Genomic DNA, 14263 nt, shown 5'->3' on the forward strand with positions numbered 1-14263 from the left:
CGCTCACGACCCGTCCAGGCCGAGCGACGAGGACAGAACCGCCGCGGCGAGGCGCCCGTCGTGCACGGCGCGCACGAAGGCCGGGCCTTGCGCCGCCCGATCGCGAGCGGCCGCCGGATCCGCGACGATCGCCCGGAGCACGCCCTCGAGGTCGGCGGCCGACGCCGAGATGATCGGCAGCTCCCTGCCGGACTGCTCGCGCACGCGCTCCCGCACGCGGTCGTCGATGTCGGCGATCACGATGCGGCCGGCCGCCATCGCCTCGACCGCCGCGACGCCGTAGCTGCCCAGACGGAACTGCTCGAGCACGACGTCGGCCCCGCGCAGCACGGCCGGCATCTCCTCATGCGGCACGCCCTCGATCCGTCGGTACTCGATGACGCCCTCGGCCGCGAGCGCCGTCAGCACCGGCTCGATGAGCGACGTGCCCTTCACCACCGCCGTGCTCGGCGCGTGCACGACCCTCAGGGGTCGGCCCGCGGTCGGAGGGATCGCGCCGGCCCAGCGGTCGGGGTCGACGACGAGCGGCAGCCATGTCGCCGCGGGGAGGTCGTCGAGCAGATCGGGGGTCGACACGAACGACGGCAGCGGGCTCGATTGCGCACGTCGGCGCTGAGCGGCCGAGCTCGAGCGCAGCGCCGGCACCGCGGCCCACATCTCATCGGAGTACGGCGAGCTCGCGCGCGCGGCCGCGTGCCGGTCGGGGTCGCGAATGTCGCTGCCGTGCCAGAGGAAGGCGACGCGGATGCCTCGCGCGAGCAGATCGCGGACATCGCGATCGACGTCGCCGCGCGCCCCGCCCGCGAGCACGGGTCGCCCGCTCTCGATGAGCACGTGCGTCGCGCGCGCGAGCACGGCACGACGGTGCGCGGCCTGCCACCGCCGCGACCAGGCGAAGACGGGCGCGGGCACGCGCGCGGTCACGGCGTGCTGGAAGCGCGAGCCGCGCTCGACCTGGAAGGCGACGGCCGAGGTCGACGGGGTGTGCGCGGCCATGGCGCGCGCCCAGGCCTCGCCCTGGCCCGCCGAGTTCTCGGGGCCGATGAGCACCCGGTGACGCGCACCCGCCGCGAACGCGACCGGCGCGGGCACCGCGTGCGGGTCGAAGCTGCGGTCGCGCGGCAGCAGGCGCGCGATGACCGCATCGGGCACGAGCCGCGACAGTCGGCCGAGAGCGCTCACGAGGGCCCCCAGCGGTCGAGGCGGTACAGGAGGAATCGCCGCAGAGTCGACTCGCGATCGAACGTCCGCAGGAGCGAGCGCGGCAGCGTGCGATCGGCCCACCCCGCGGCGTCGGCGCGCCCGACTGCCGCGAGCACCGGGTCGATTCCCGACGCGTCCGCCTCTGCGGCGTGCTCGAGGATGCTGCGCTCGGCTCGCGCGAACGGCTCGAGCGCCCGCGGCGCGAGCTCGAGCCCGCCCCGCACGACTTCCGCGAGGGCGCGCGCATCGTCGGCCGCCCAGGCATCGGCTGCCCGTCGAGCGCGCACCGCGCCGAGCACGTGGATGCGCAGGAGCTTCACGACGAGCGCATGCAGGACCGCGGCGCCGAGCGATCGCACCCACTCCCGGGCGAGCAGCCGCCGCAGGGGCTCGAGCGCGAGCGCGGCCGGGCGGGGCGCCTCGGTCACGCGGTCGGCCGCATCGGCGCCGATGACGTAGGCCGGAAGGTCGACCGGGAAGTCGATGCGGATGGGCTGCGACCACAGCCAGGTGCTCAGCTCGAGGTCGACACCGGCGGGCAGGCGGGTGACGAACGGCTCCGGCAGAGCGGCGAGCAGCGAGCGGCGGATCAGGGCGAGCGGCGAGCTCCGATAGAAGAGGCGGTCGCGGACAGGACTCAGCGCGCGTCGATGCCGCCAGCGGGCCAGCGGGTTGCGCAGGAGCTCGCCGGACTGATGCCGAAGAGGCACGATGAGGACATCCGGCCCGCTTCGCTCGACCTCGTCGAGGTACGCGTCGATGGCGCCGGGCTCGAAGAAGTCGTCGGAGCCCATCACCGCGACGTACTCGGCGGTCGCGGCGGCGACGCCCGCGTTGAGCGGGCCCGCGGGGCTGCGGACGCCGTCGGTGTGGGCGATGAGTCGCACGCGGCCCGCGGGGAGGCCGTCGAGCAGCGGTCGGATGTCGTCGACCGGCACCTCGTGGCAGACCACGGTGACCCGCACGCGCGCATCGTCGGAATCGCCCAGCACCGACTCGACTGCGCGACGGATCGGCCGGTCGACGGTGTGGACCGCGATCACCAGATCGAGGACGAGCGAGCCCGTGGGCCGAACGGTCATGCCGGGGAGAGCCCGGAGAGCGCGGCCTGCACGGCGAACTCGGGGACGGACGCCACGAGCTCGTCGAACGTGCCGCGCGCGACGATGCGGCCGTCGGCCATGAAGCACACCTGGTCGCTGTCCCTGATGGTGGAGAGCCGGTGGGCGACCGCGACGACGGTCACTTCGCCGCGGAGCTCGCGGATCGCCGCCGCGACATCCGACTCGGTCTTGGTGTCGAGCGCGCTCGTCGCCTCGTCGAGGACGAGCACGAGCGGATCGTCGAAGAGAGCGCGGGCGATGCCGAGCCGCTGGCGCTGCCCGCCCGAGAGCGACATGCCGCGGTCGCCGACGCGCCCGTGGATTCCTCCCGGTCGCGACGCGATGACATCCCAGAGCTGCGCCCGGCGCAGAGCCTGCTCCACGCGGGCCTCGTCGATATCGCCCTCCCACACGAGTGCCACGTTCTCGGCGACCGTGCCGTCGAACAGGGCGACATCCTGCGGGACGTAGCCGACCCGCGAGCGCCACGCGGCGAGCACGTCCTCCAGCCGCTGGTCGCCCACGAGGGCGGTGCCCGACGAGGGCACGAGCAGACCCAGGATGAGGTCGACGAGCGTCGACTTGCCCGCGCCGGAGGAGCCCACGAGCCCGAGGCTCGACCCCATCGGCAGCCGGAGGGAGACCCCCTGGAGCGCGGGAGCGTCCGCCCCCGGATAGGTGAAGGACACATCGGCGAGCTCGAGGGCCTCGGGCTCGCCCACGATGGGATCGTGGCCGATCGTCTCGGCATGCTCGATGTACGACTCGGCGAGAGTGATGTCGATGATGACCGCGCGGACCTGGGGGACGTTCGCGTGCGTCGAGGTGACGATCGACTGGAACCCGGTGAGCGAGGGGACGAGCCGGAACCCGGCGACTCCGAAGAGGGCGACCGCGGCGAACGCCTCGGTCAGGCCTCCCCCGATGTAGGCCACTCCCCCGACGAGGAGGAAGCCGCCGACGAGCGCGGCATCCAGCACGAACTTCGGCACGGTGCCCAGGAAGGAGATGTTCGCGCGAGCGCGCGTGGTGTGGATCCGGTTCTCGTGGACGACTCGCGCGACCTCGCCCGCCTTGTCCGCGAGCGTGATCTCCTTCAGCGCCGACACCATGTCGGTCATCAGACGCGCGACCTTGAAGGAGTAGTCGCGATTCACCCTGCCCGCCTGGATGGCGCGGCGGGAGACGACGAGGTAGAGGAGGGCCGCGATCGCGCCGAGGTACAGCACCGTCACGAGCGCGGTCACCGGCTGCGCGACGACGAGCACCACGAGCACGGCGGCGAAGGTCGTGAGCAGGCTCGGGAGGGTCGACACCGGCAGCAGGAAGCCCGCCGTGACGTTCGCGATGCCGACGTCGGCCATCCGGACGAGCTGCGAGGTGTTGCGCTTGAGCCTCTCCGTCCACGGGGCGCGGATGTAGGCGTTGAAGAGACGGTCGCCGATCTCGAGCTCGAAGCGGGCGAAGCGCCGCGTGGCGACCCACTGCAGCAGCAGCGCGAGGGACGACTTCGCGATGATGAGGCCGGAGACCACGACGAGGATCCACACGTACCCGTCGACCCCGACCGACCCGACGAGGGGCAGCTCGACCGGGCGGCCCGCCACCATCGCCCCGAGCGACAGCGCCAGCAGAGCGAGGGCGCTGATGTCGATGAGCGCGAGGGCGCTCGTGACGATGACGTACACGACGAGGAAGTTCACCGCGCGCGTCGGGAGGTAGGGCACGATGCTCGTCAGCGTCCGCCAGATGAGGATCATGCGTGCGGGCCTCCGGGTCGGTGTCGCGAGGTCATCGCGGAGTACGCCGCGACGAGCGCCTCGATGTCATCCTCCCACCGGTGCTCCTGCGCCGCGGCGAGCGCCGCCCGCGACAGTCGCTCGCGATCCACGAGCACCGACCGGACGGCGTCGGCGAGCTCGCGGGAATCGGCGCTCTCGCCGACGATGACGCCCGCGCCCGACTGGGACACGATCGCTCCCGTGTCCGGCAGGTCGTTCGCGATGATCGGGAGCCCGGCGTGCAGCGACTCGAACAGCTTGTTCGGCAGCGAGTAGCGGTAGCTGAGGCACGAGGGGTTCGTGAGCACGAACGAGACGTCGCCGTCGGCGAGCGCCGTCGTGACCTCGTGCGAGTCGACGGAGCCCACCAGGTGCAGGCGTCCTGCCGCTCCGACGCCGACCGCGCGCCGCCGCAGCTGGGCCGCGACGATCTCGGATGCCGGCCCGATCGCGACGAGGTGGTGGTCGGCGGGGAGGTGGGCGAGAGCATCCACCACCCGCTCGATGCCCCGATTGGTCGTGACGCCGCCGCAGTAGACGAGCACGCGCGCGTCGTCGGGAAGCGAGGCGAGCTCGCGGAGGCGGCCGCGGCCGCGGTCGCCCGCGGTCGGCGAGGCGGCGGGGATGTTGCGGACGAGAAGGGGTTCGCGCGTGAGCCGGTAGCGATCCTGCAGCCACCGCGCGATCGACGGGGAGACCGTCACGACGAGCTCCGCGCGGCGGATGCCGCGCCGCTCGACGATGCGCTCCCAGCGCTTCGCGAACGGCCGGTCGGCCCGGACGTTGCGCTCCGTCCAGAGCTCGTGCGAGTCGTACACGAGCGGGATGCGCAGCCGACGAGCGGCGCGCGCGGCCGGCGAGAGCGTGTTCGCGTCGTGCGCGTGGATCGCGTCGGGGCGCCACGCGAGCAGCTCGCGGCGGGCGCGGCGCCAGTAGCTCGCCATGCGCAGCGTGAGGTCGAGCCGACCCCACAGGTCGATGAGGACTCCCTTGAGCCCGCCGATGGGGGCGCGCGCGGCCGGAGCGGCGGCTGCGGGTGGGGCCGGGGCCGCCGAGGAGGACGGGCTCGGCGTCGTCGGCGTCGGCGCCGGCGTCGGCGTCGGCGCCGGAGCGACGGCCGGTGTCGACGACCGGCGGATGAGGCGTCGCACCGCGTCGCCCCAGATGGGCAGCAGGTGCTTGATCTCGACGATCGGCACGCGGAGGGTCTCGAATGCCGGGCGACTGCGGTCGAGCCCGGGGGCGTAGCGGCCGCGGGCGACCGCGAGCGCGATGACGCGGACCTCGGCGCCCGCCTCGCTCAGCGCGGTGGCCTCCTTGATGACCCGGGCATCGGAGGAGAGGTCGTTGTACACGAGCATGGCGATGCGCCGACCAGTCAGCGGTCCGTCCGTCGACACGTGGTGCCCGTCCCCTCCCCGCGCGGCCGGGCGGCTCGGCGGCGTCGCCTCGAGGCGCGACTCGGACAAGGATAGTGCGGCGGCCCCGGCGACGCGGCGCGTACCCTTGAGCCTCGTGCCGTCGGTTCCGCTCGACCCTGCCCGGCCACCGCGTCTGGACTCCCTCACGGGGCTGCGATGGTGGGCGGCGTTCGGCGTCTTCCTGCACCACATGACGAACCTCGCGCCGCTCCCTGTCCATGCCGCTCTCTCGCTCGGCAACTACGGCGTGATGTTCTTCTTCGTGCTCTCGGGCTTCGTGCTCACCTGGTCGGCGCAGGCGATCTCGACGAGCACCTTCTACTGGCGCCGGTTCGCGCGCATCTACCCCGCGCACCTCGTCGCGCTCGCGGTGGCGATCCCCGTCTTCTACAGCCTCACCCCCGCGGCGGAGGACTGGTGGGTCAAGCCGCTCGATCTCGGCGTGCTCCTGCTGTCCGTCCTGCTCGTCCAGGGCTGGTGGCGCGAGCCGACCATCCTGTTCTCGGGCAACCCTGCCGCGTGGACGCTCACGTGCGAGGCCTTCTTCTACGCCCTCCACCCGTACCTCTCCCGCGTGCTGCGCCTGCTCTCGACGCGTCGCGCCGTCGGCGCGGCCGTCGCTCTCATCGGCCTGTCGTTCGCCTGGCGGTTCGTCGAGCTCATCGGGCCCGGCCTCCTCCCGGGGGCGCTGCCGTGGCCCATCGCGCGCCTCGGCGAGTTCCTCCTCGGCATGTGCCTCGCGCACGCGATGCGCACCGGCTGGCGCCCCCGACTCCCTGCCGGCGCGACGATGATCGCCTCGCTGCTGCTCCTCGCGGTCATCGCCGTGACGGTCTCCACCCCGTGGCTCGCGCCCGTCGAGCCCGTCATCCGCCCCTTCATCAACGAGTGGATGCTCGTGACCTGCGCCGCGCTCATCACCGCGGTCGCGGCGCGCGATCTGCACGGCGGCAGGTCGCTCCTCCGCCACCCGGTGCTCGTCCGGCTCGGGGAGGCGTCGTACGCCTTCTACCTCGTGCACGCGACGATCATCTACGCCGTGCTCTCCGTCGTCGGCAGGCAGCTCGGCCCGATCGCTCTCGTCTGGTACCCGCTCATGCTCGCGGCCTGCATCGTCGCGGCCTTCGCCCTGCACCTGCTCGTCGAGAAGCCCATGGAGCGCCGCCTGCGGCGCTGGGGGGACGCGCGCGACGAGCGTCGCCGAACGGCCCGGCGCTCGACGGGCGAGGAGCCCGATCGGTCTCGCGAGCTCGTCTGAGCGGTCGTGCCCCTCCCCCCGAGCGGTCAGCGGGGCGCGAGCAGCTCCACGGCGTCGGCGGCGCGCTCAGCCGCGGCGCCGAGCGAGATCTCCACGCGCGCCCACCGGGCGAGCTCGGCGCGCGCGGCGGGCGTCGGGCGCTCGTCGCGGGCGTCGCGCAGGGCGGCGGCCACGGCATCCGCATCGTGGTCGACGGCGCGCGCGAGCGGCGCCGACTCGGCGAACGCGCGCCCCGGCCCCTCCCCCGCGTACAGGACGGGGGTGCCGGTGGAGACGGCGGCGTACATCTTCGTCGGGAAGGCGAAACCGTAGCCGCCCTCCGGCTTGACGCTGGCGACGGCGACCCGGGCGCCGCGCAGCCAGCGCGCGACCTCCGTCGCGGGTACGGTGTCGAGGAACTCGACGCGCCCGGGCGCGATCGCCTCGGCGCGGGCCCGCAGCGCGTCGCGCTCGACGCCGGCACCGAGGAACACCAGGCGCATCCCCGTCACCGACGCCATCGCCTCGACGAAGACGCCCGCCCCGTGGACCTCGCTCGCCGTGCCGGCGTAGAGGGCGTAGGGCTCGTCGCGCTCGACCGCCTCGCCCTCGGGCGAGAAGACGCCCGTGTCGATGCCGTTGCCCACCTCGGCGATGCGGTCGGCCGCCACCCCGAGCTCGCGAAGGCGCGCCGACACCGACTCGGAGACCGAGAGCACTCGTGCGGCGCCGCCCCACGAGAGTCGCTCGAGCCGGCGCACGGCCGCGACGACGGGGGCGGGGCTCCCGGCGCTGCCGGCGGCGTCGGCGAGGATGTCTCCCGCGTAGTAGAGGTAGGGGGTCCGGCGGAGCGCGCACACCAGGCGCACGACCGCGCCCGTCGTGGGCGGCGGCTCGACCACCACGGCATCGGCGCGCCGGGCCATCAGCAGGCGGGCGATGAGGGGCACGTCGAAGCTCAGATACTGCACGTAGCCGCGGACGGCACCGGAGCGATCGCGGAGCACCGGCGCCCGGCGGACCGTCACGCCGGCGGCGTCGGCGATGCGCTGCGAGGCCGGAGGGCGGCTCGTGAGCACCTCGACCTCGTGGCCGCGGGCGACGAGCGCCTTCGCGAGCGCCTCCAGCCGGAAGGCCGCGGCCGCGGGCTCCGGCGAGAAGATCCGGCTCGCGATGACGACGCGCATCGTCAGAAGTCGACCGCGACGCCCGTTCGAGCCGAGCGGAGCATCCCCTCGACGACCTCGAGAGTGCGCAGGCCCTGCTCCATCGTCACGACGTCGGTCGGCTCGCCCAGGACGGCGTCGCGGAAGTTCTCGTGCTCGACGCGCAGCGGCTCGCGCTTGGCGAACGCGTAGCGGATCACGTCGCCCTCGCTCACACCGCGGAAGCTCGAGACCGACTCCCACTCCAGCGGGATGGTGCCGTTGGCGTAGAAGGTGAGGTCGCCCGTCGCGGTGTCGGCGACGAACGCGCCGCGCTCGCCGGTGACGATCGTGATGCGCTCCTTCATCGGGCTCAGCCAGTTGACGAGGTGCGAGACGACCGTGCCGTTCGCGAGACGACCCGTCGCCGTCACCATGTCCTCGTACTCGCGGCCGCTCTTGTGCGCCGTCTGGGCGAACACCGTGCGGTAGGTGCTCTGCGCGACCCAGGCGGTGAGGTCGATGTCGTGGCTCGCGAGGTCCTTGCCGACGCCGACGTCGGCGATGCGCGACGGGAACGGGCCCTGGCGGCGCGTGGCGATCTGGTAGACGTCGCCGAGGTCGCCGGCCTCGAGGCGGCGCCGGAGCTCCTGCAGAGCGGGGTTGAACCGCTCGATGTGGCCGACCGCACCGACGAGGCCCTTCGCGGCGAACGCGTCGACCATGCGCTGGCCCGCCTCGACGGTGTCGGCGATGGGCTTCTCGACGAGCGTGTGGACCCCGGCCTCCGCGAGCCGGAGCGCGGCATCCTCATGGAATCGCGTCGGGACGGCGACGACCGCGATGTCGATGCCCGCCCCGATGAGCGCGTCGATGTCGGGGAGGATCGGCAGGCGGCCGGCGACGCCGTGCGGGTCGCCCCCGGGGTCGGCGATCGCGACGAGCTCGACGCCCGGAAGCTCGCGCAGCACGCGGGCGTGGTGGCGGCCCATCATGCCGACGCCGAGGAGGCCGGCGCGGAGATCGGCCATCAGGAGCCCGCCTTCGCGACCTTGTTCACGGCCTTCACGATCCGCGCGAGGTCCTTCTTCGTCAGCGAGGGGTGCACGGGCAGCGACACGACCTCGGCCGCGGCGCGCTCGGTCTCCGGCAGATCGAGACCGGGGGCGAACTTCGCAAGGGAGGAGAGGCGGTGGTTCGGGATCGGGTAGTAGACGCCCGAGCCGATGCCGTGCTCCTCGCGGAGCGCCGTCACGAAGCCGTCGCGGTCGTGCGGCACGCGGATCGTGTACTGGTGGTACACGTGGACCGCGCCCTGCGCGACCACCGGGATCTGCACGTTCGTCAGGTGGCGGTCGAGGTAGGCCGCGTTCTCCTGCCGGGCGGCCGTCCAGCGGTCGACCTTCGTCAGCTGCACGCGGCCGATGGCGGCGTGAATGTCGGTCATGCGCGCGTTGAAGCCGATGACCTCGTTCGCGTACTGCTTCTCCATGCCCTGGTTGCGCAGCAGCTTGACGCCGCGTACGAGCTCCGCGGAGTCGCACGCGACCATGCCGCCCTCGCCCGAGGTCATGTTCTTCGTGGGGTAGAGGCTGAACATCGCGAAGCGGCCCCAGGTGCCGACCGGGCGGCCGTCGATCGAGGCGCCGTGCGCCTGCGCGGCGTCCTCGTAGATCTCGATGCCGTACTTCTTCGCGATGGCCTCGAGCTCGCGCATGCGGGCGGGGTGGCCGTAGAGGTGCACGGGCATGATCGCCTTCGTGCGGGGGGTGATCGCTGCCTCGACGGCTGCGGGGTCGAGGCCGAAGGTCTCGGGCTCGATGTCGACGAACACGGGGGTCGCACCGGTCAGGGCGACCGAGTTGCCGGTCGCCGCGAACGTGAACGAGGGCACGATGACCTCGTCGCCCGGGCCGACGCCCGCGGCGAGCTGGCCGAGGTGCTGGCCCGCGGTGCCGCTGTTGACGGCGACGCACGCGCGGCCCTGAACGAAGTGCGCGCCGAACTCCTGCTCGAAGGCCGCCACCTCCGGGCCCTGGGCGATCATGCCGGTCTTCATGACGCGCATGACGGCGCGGCGCTCGTCCCGGCCGATGATCGGCTTCGCGGCGGGGATCAGGGGCTTGCTCACGCGGGGGCGTCCTCTCTCAGTGCTCCGTCGGTCTCGCGGTATGTCTCGCCGGTCTGCGGGCAGACCCACGCGCCGTCCTTCTCGATCAGCCGGACGCCCGCGCGCCCCACCCAGCCGAGGCGCCGCGCGGGCACTCCCGCCATGAGGGCGAAGTCGGGGACGTCCTTGGTCACGACGCTGCCGGCGGCGATCGTCGCCCAGCGGCCGATCGTGACGGGCGCGACGCACACCGCGCGAGCGCCGATCGCGGCGCCCTCGCGGATCGTCACGCCCACCGGCTCCCAGTCGTGGGCCGACTTCGGGCTGCCGTCGGGGTTGACCGCGCGCGGGTAGGTGTCGTTGGTCAGCACGACGGCCGGGCCGATGAACACGCCGGCCTCCAGCTGCGCGGGCTCGTAGACCAGGGCGTAGTTCTGCACCTTGCAGTTGTCGCCGAGCTCGACGCCGGTGCCGATGTAGGCGCCGCGGCCGACGACGCAGTTGCGCCCGAGGCGCGCGTCCTCGCGCACCTGGGCGAGATGCCAGATCGACGACCCGGCGCCGATGGTCGCGGACTCGGCGACATCGGCGGAATCGACGATGCGCACGTCGGACGGTTGAGGCACGAGAGGGGCTCCCAGAGGATCGAGGCGAATGCTCGGCGCGGGCTCCCAGGCTATCGCGTTCTGCCAGAATGTCCGGTATGCCCCCCGCTCCCCCCTCCGGCATCGCCGGCGCGCACGGCGCGGAGCGCGACGGTGGAAGCTGGGTGGTGATCCCCCTCTACAACGAGGCGAGCGTCATCGCCGGCGTCATCGCCGAGCTGCAGGAGGTCTTCCCGCACATCGTCTGCGTGGACGACGGGTCGACGGACGGCTCGGCGGAGGTCGCCGAGGCCGCCGGCGCCCGCGTCGTGCGGCACCCGTACAACCTCGGCCAGGGCGCGGCCCTCCAGACCGGGATCTCCTACGCGCGCGAGCAGCCGGGCGTCGAGTTCATCGTGACCTTCGACGCCGACGGCCAGCACCGGGTCGTCGACGCCGTCGCGATGATCGCCCTCGCCCGCGCGGAGGACGCGGCGATCGTCTTCGGCTCCCGCTTCCTCGACGACCGCACCCGCCCCGGCCTGCTCAAGAAGGCGGTGCTGAAGACGGCCGTGCGGGTCACCAACCTGACGACCGGGCTGACGCTGACGGATGCCCACAACGGGCTCCGCGTCATCCGGGTCGACGCCGCCCGCGCCGTCAGCCTCAAGCAGGACCGCATGGCGCACGCGACCGAGATCGTCCTCCAGCTCGGCCGGACGGGGCTGCCGTACCGCGAGTTCCCCGTCGAGGTGCTCTACACCGACTACTCGCGCGCCAAGGGTCAGTCGCTGCTGAACTCGATCAACATCCTCGTCGACCTCGTCATCAACTGAGCGGAAGGAGCGACGCCATGTGGTTCCAGATCCTCCTCGTGCTCGCGCTCGTGGGCACCGCGGTGTACCTGCTGAGGTCCACGCCCAACGCCAAGCACCTCGCCATCCGCCGCCTCGTGGTGTTCCTCGGCCTCGCCGCCGGCGTAGTGGTCGTCGTCGCGCCGGGGGTGCTCACCGGCATGGCCCGAGCGGTCGGGATCGGCCGCGGGGCCGACCTGCTCTTCTACGTGGCGATCGTCGCCGGCCTGGTCTACGTCGTCAACGAGTACAAGAGGTCCGTGCAGCTCGCGCGGGCCAACACGCAGCTGGCGCGCGAGCTCGCGCTCGCGGAGGCCCGGCTGCAGGATCGCATCGCCGAGCTCGAACGAAAGGAACCATCGTGAAGATCGCCGTCATCGCTCTCGGGAAGATCGGCCTGCCCCTCGCCGTGCAGTTCGCGTCGAAGGGTCACGATGTGGTCGGAGTCGACGTCAACCCGGCGACCGTCGAGGCGGTCAACGCCGGCCGCGAGCCCTTCCCCGGCGAGGCGCACCTGCAGGAGCTTCTGAGCGAGCTCGTCCCCGCGGGGCGCCTGCGCGCCACGACCGACTACGCCGACGCCGTGCCCGGCGCCGACGCCGTCGTCCTCGTCGTCCCGCTCTTCGTCGACGAGAACGCGGTGCCCGACTTCGGCTGGATGGACACCGCGACCCGCAGCCTCGCCGCGCACCTCACGCCCGGCACCCTCGTCGCCTACGAGACGACCCTGCCCGTCGGCACGACCCGCACGCGCTGGAAGCCCATGCTCGAGGAGGGCTCGGGCCTGACCGAGGGCACCGACTTCCACCTCGTGTTCTCGCCCGAGCGCGTGCTCACCGGTCGCGTCTTCGCCGACCTGCGCAAGTACCCCAAGCTCGTCGGCGGCCTCTCGACCGCGGGCGCCGCGGCGGCGGTCGAGTTCTACGAGTCCGTCCTCGACTTCGACGACCGCCCCGACCTCGCGCGCGGCAACGGCGTCTGGGATCTCGGCAGCGCCGAGGCGGCCGAGATGGCGAAGCTCGCGGAGACGACCTACCGCGACGTCAACATCGGGCTCGCCAACCAGTTCGCGCAGTACGCCGCGACGGCCGGCATCGACATCTACCAGGTCATCGACGCGAGCAACTCGCAGCCGTACAGCCACATCCACCAGCCCGGCATCGCCGTCGGCGGCCACTGCATCCCCGTCTACCCGCGGCTCTACCTGTGGAACGACCCCGCGGCCACCGTCGTGCGGGCCGCGCGCGAGGCGAACGCGGGGATGCCCGACTACACGGTCGGCCTCCTGGAGGGCGTCCACGGCGATCTCGCCGGGCAGCGCGTCGTCGTGCTCGGCGCCGCCTACCGGGGCGGCGTGAAGGAGACCGCGTTCTCCGGCGTCTTCCCCGCCGTCGAGGCGCTCCGCGCGCGCGGCGCCGAGGTGCTCGTGCACGACCCGCTGTACACCGACGACGAGCTCGCGCGCTTCGGCTGGACGCCGTTCCACCTCGGCGAGAGCGTCGATGCCGCGGTCGTCCAAGCCGACCACGCCGAGTACCGCGAGCTGACGCCGAGCGATCTGCCGGGCATCCGCACCTTCATCGACGGCCGCCGCGTCTCGAGCGCCGACCGCTGGCCCGACGTCGCCTACCGCGTCATCGGCATCGCCCAGGGGTAGGCGCCCCACCGTGCGGATCGCGCTCGCGACGGGCCTGCTGCCCGTCCCGCCGACGTACTTCGCGCTCCAGCACGGGGCGCGTCTCGCCGGTGAGCACGCCGTGCGCATGGTCGCCCTCGCCGCCGACGTCCGCGATCCCGCCGTCGGGGTCGAGGTGGATGCCGTGGTCCCCTCGATCGGTCCGTGGCCGGCCCGCATCGCGGCCGCCCTCACGACCGCGCCGCTGTCGGCGGCGATCCAGGCGCGAAGGATCGCCGCGTTCCGGCCCGACGTCGTGCACCAGCACTTCGCCACGTGGTCGCGGGGGGCGCTCGACGGCGCGGCGCGCGCGTCGTCGCCGCTCGTGGCGACCCTGCACGGCTACGACGTGTTCGCGCTCGAGCGCTCCGGGGGGTCTCCGCTGCAGCGCTTCCACCGCCGTAGCGCCGCCGACGCCGCCGCGCGCGCCGACCGGCTCCTCGCGGTGAGCGAGTACCTCGCCGCCCGCGCCGTGGCGGCGGGCTTCCCGGCCGACCGCCTCGACGTCCACTACCAGGGGGTCGACACCGATCTCTTCACTCCCCGTCCGGGTTCCGCCGAGCGGGGCGCGCCGCGCATCGTCTTCATCGGCGCGCTCGCCGAGCGGAAGGGAGTCGACGACCTCCTCGCCGCCTCCATCGCCATCGCACCGACCGCCGAGCACCGCCTCGTCGTGATCGGCGACGGGCCGCTCGACGCGACGGTCCGCGCGGCGGCGGCACCGCATCCCCACATCGACGTGCTCGGGTCGCTCCCCCGCGATGCCGTGCGGGAGCAGCTGCGCGGCGCGCGGGCGCTCGTGCTGCCGACCCGCCTGCACGAGGGGCGGCGCGAGGCCGCGGGGCTCGTCCTGCTCGAGGCCCAGGCCTGCGGAGTCCCGGTCATCGCCTACCGCAGCGGCGGCGCCCCCGAGATGCTCGAGGACGGACGCACCGGCATCGTGGTCGACGAGGACGACGTGCGAGCCCTCGCGGGAGCGGTGTCCGACATCATCGGCCTGACCGACCGCGACTGGGGCGAGATGAGCGCCCGGGCGCGCTCGTTCGCGGTCGACCGCCGCAGTCTGACGACGAGCGTCGCGCGACTCGCCGAGATCTACCGCGAGCTCTCCGGCTGAGCCCGCGGCGGGAGCGCGGCGCGGGAGCGGCTC

The 14263-nt window shown here is 73.3% G+C and carries 13 protein-coding genes; 5 read left to right on the forward strand and 8 right to left on the reverse strand.

Annotation, left to right across the window (positions count from 1 at the left end; all coding sequences use genetic code 11):
• Window positions 1-3: 3 nt before the first annotated feature.
• From ASC54_RS00210 to ASC54_RS00225, 4 genes are read right to left on the reverse strand one after another with little or no spacing between them, the layout of a single operon-like run.
• A complete protein-coding gene (locus ASC54_RS00210; RefSeq protein WP_055895941.1) occupies window positions 4-1182 on the reverse strand; it encodes a hypothetical protein in 1179 nt (392 codons plus the stop codon).
• Window positions 1179-2285: a glycosyltransferase gene (locus tag ASC54_RS00215; protein WP_055895944.1), complete on the reverse strand. Its 1107-nt coding sequence runs from the start codon at window positions 2283-2285 to the stop codon at window positions 1179-1181. Before ASC54_RS00215 ends, ASC54_RS00210 begins: the two co-directional genes overlap by 4 nt.
• Window positions 2282-4066: an ABC transporter ATP-binding protein gene (locus ASC54_RS00220; RefSeq protein ID WP_055895946.1), complete on the reverse strand. Its 1785-nt coding sequence runs from the start codon at window positions 4064-4066 to the stop codon at window positions 2282-2284. The genes ASC54_RS00215 and ASC54_RS00220 overlap by 4 nt, the downstream gene beginning before the upstream one ends.
• On the reverse strand, window positions 4063-5487 hold the full coding sequence (locus tag ASC54_RS00225) for a glycosyltransferase (RefSeq protein ID WP_162242476.1): 1425 nt from the start codon (window positions 5485-5487) through the stop codon (window positions 4063-4065). Before ASC54_RS00225 ends, ASC54_RS00220 begins: the two co-directional genes overlap by 4 nt.
• A 115-nt stretch (window positions 5488-5602) precedes the next feature.
• Between ASC54_RS00225 and ASC54_RS00230 the strand changes: the two genes are divergently transcribed.
• Window positions 5603-6766, forward strand: a complete 1164-nt coding sequence (locus tag ASC54_RS00230; RefSeq protein ID WP_055897823.1) for an acyltransferase — start codon at window positions 5603-5605, stop codon at window positions 6764-6766.
• Between the two features lie 26 nt (window positions 6767-6792).
• Here ASC54_RS00230 and ASC54_RS00235 read toward each other — a convergent pair whose 3' ends face one another.
• Genes ASC54_RS00235 through ASC54_RS00250 form a run of 4 tightly spaced genes read right to left on the reverse strand, consistent with a single transcriptional unit; the run spans window position 6793 to window position 10626 of the window.
• Complete coding sequence (locus ASC54_RS00235) at window positions 6793-7932, reverse strand: glycosyltransferase family 4 protein (RefSeq protein WP_055895950.1); 1140 nt, start codon at window positions 7930-7932, stop codon at window positions 6793-6795.
• 2 nt (window positions 7933-7934) lie between these two features.
• The gene (locus ASC54_RS00240) at window positions 7935-8921 is read right to left on the reverse strand and encodes a Gfo/Idh/MocA family protein (protein ID WP_055858778.1); all 987 of its coding nucleotides are present in this window, start codon (window positions 8919-8921) and stop codon (window positions 7935-7937) included.
• A complete protein-coding gene (locus tag ASC54_RS00245; RefSeq protein ID WP_055895951.1) occupies window positions 8921-10021 on the reverse strand; it encodes a DegT/DnrJ/EryC1/StrS aminotransferase family protein in 1101 nt (366 codons plus the stop codon). Before ASC54_RS00245 ends, ASC54_RS00240 begins: the two co-directional genes overlap by 1 nt.
• Window positions 10018-10626 carry an acyltransferase gene (locus tag ASC54_RS00250; protein WP_235451344.1) on the reverse strand — a complete coding sequence of 203 codons (609 nt, stop codon included), beginning with the start codon at window positions 10624-10626 and terminating at the stop codon, window positions 10018-10020. The genes ASC54_RS00245 and ASC54_RS00250 overlap by 4 nt, the downstream gene beginning before the upstream one ends.
• A 77-nt stretch (window positions 10627-10703) precedes the next feature.
• On the opposite strand from ASC54_RS00250, the gene ASC54_RS00255 reads away from it, so the two are divergent.
• The 4 genes from ASC54_RS00255 to ASC54_RS00270 are packed head-to-tail and all read left to right on the forward strand — an operon-like array spanning window position 10704 to window position 14230.
• Window positions 10704-11420, forward strand: coding sequence for a glycosyltransferase family 2 protein (locus ASC54_RS00255; RefSeq protein ID WP_055858770.1), 717 nt, complete (start codon window positions 10704-10706; stop codon window positions 11418-11420).
• 17 nt (window positions 11421-11437) lie between these two features.
• A complete protein-coding gene (locus ASC54_RS00260; RefSeq protein ID WP_055858767.1) occupies window positions 11438-11803 on the forward strand; it encodes a DUF2304 domain-containing protein in 366 nt (121 codons plus the stop codon).
• Window positions 11800-13095, forward strand: a complete 1296-nt coding sequence (locus ASC54_RS00265) for a nucleotide sugar dehydrogenase (RefSeq protein ID WP_055858763.1) — start codon at window positions 11800-11802, stop codon at window positions 13093-13095. Before ASC54_RS00260 ends, ASC54_RS00265 begins: the two co-directional genes overlap by 4 nt.
• Before the next feature lie 10 nt (window positions 13096-13105).
• Window positions 13106-14230, forward strand: coding sequence for a glycosyltransferase (locus ASC54_RS00270; RefSeq protein ID WP_055895954.1), 1125 nt, complete (start codon window positions 13106-13108; stop codon window positions 14228-14230).
• Window positions 14231-14263 lie beyond the last annotated feature (33 nt).

Source organism: Yonghaparkia sp. Root332 (assembly GCF_001425665.1).
Lineage (GTDB): Bacteria > Actinomycetota > Actinomycetes > Actinomycetales > Microbacteriaceae > Microcella.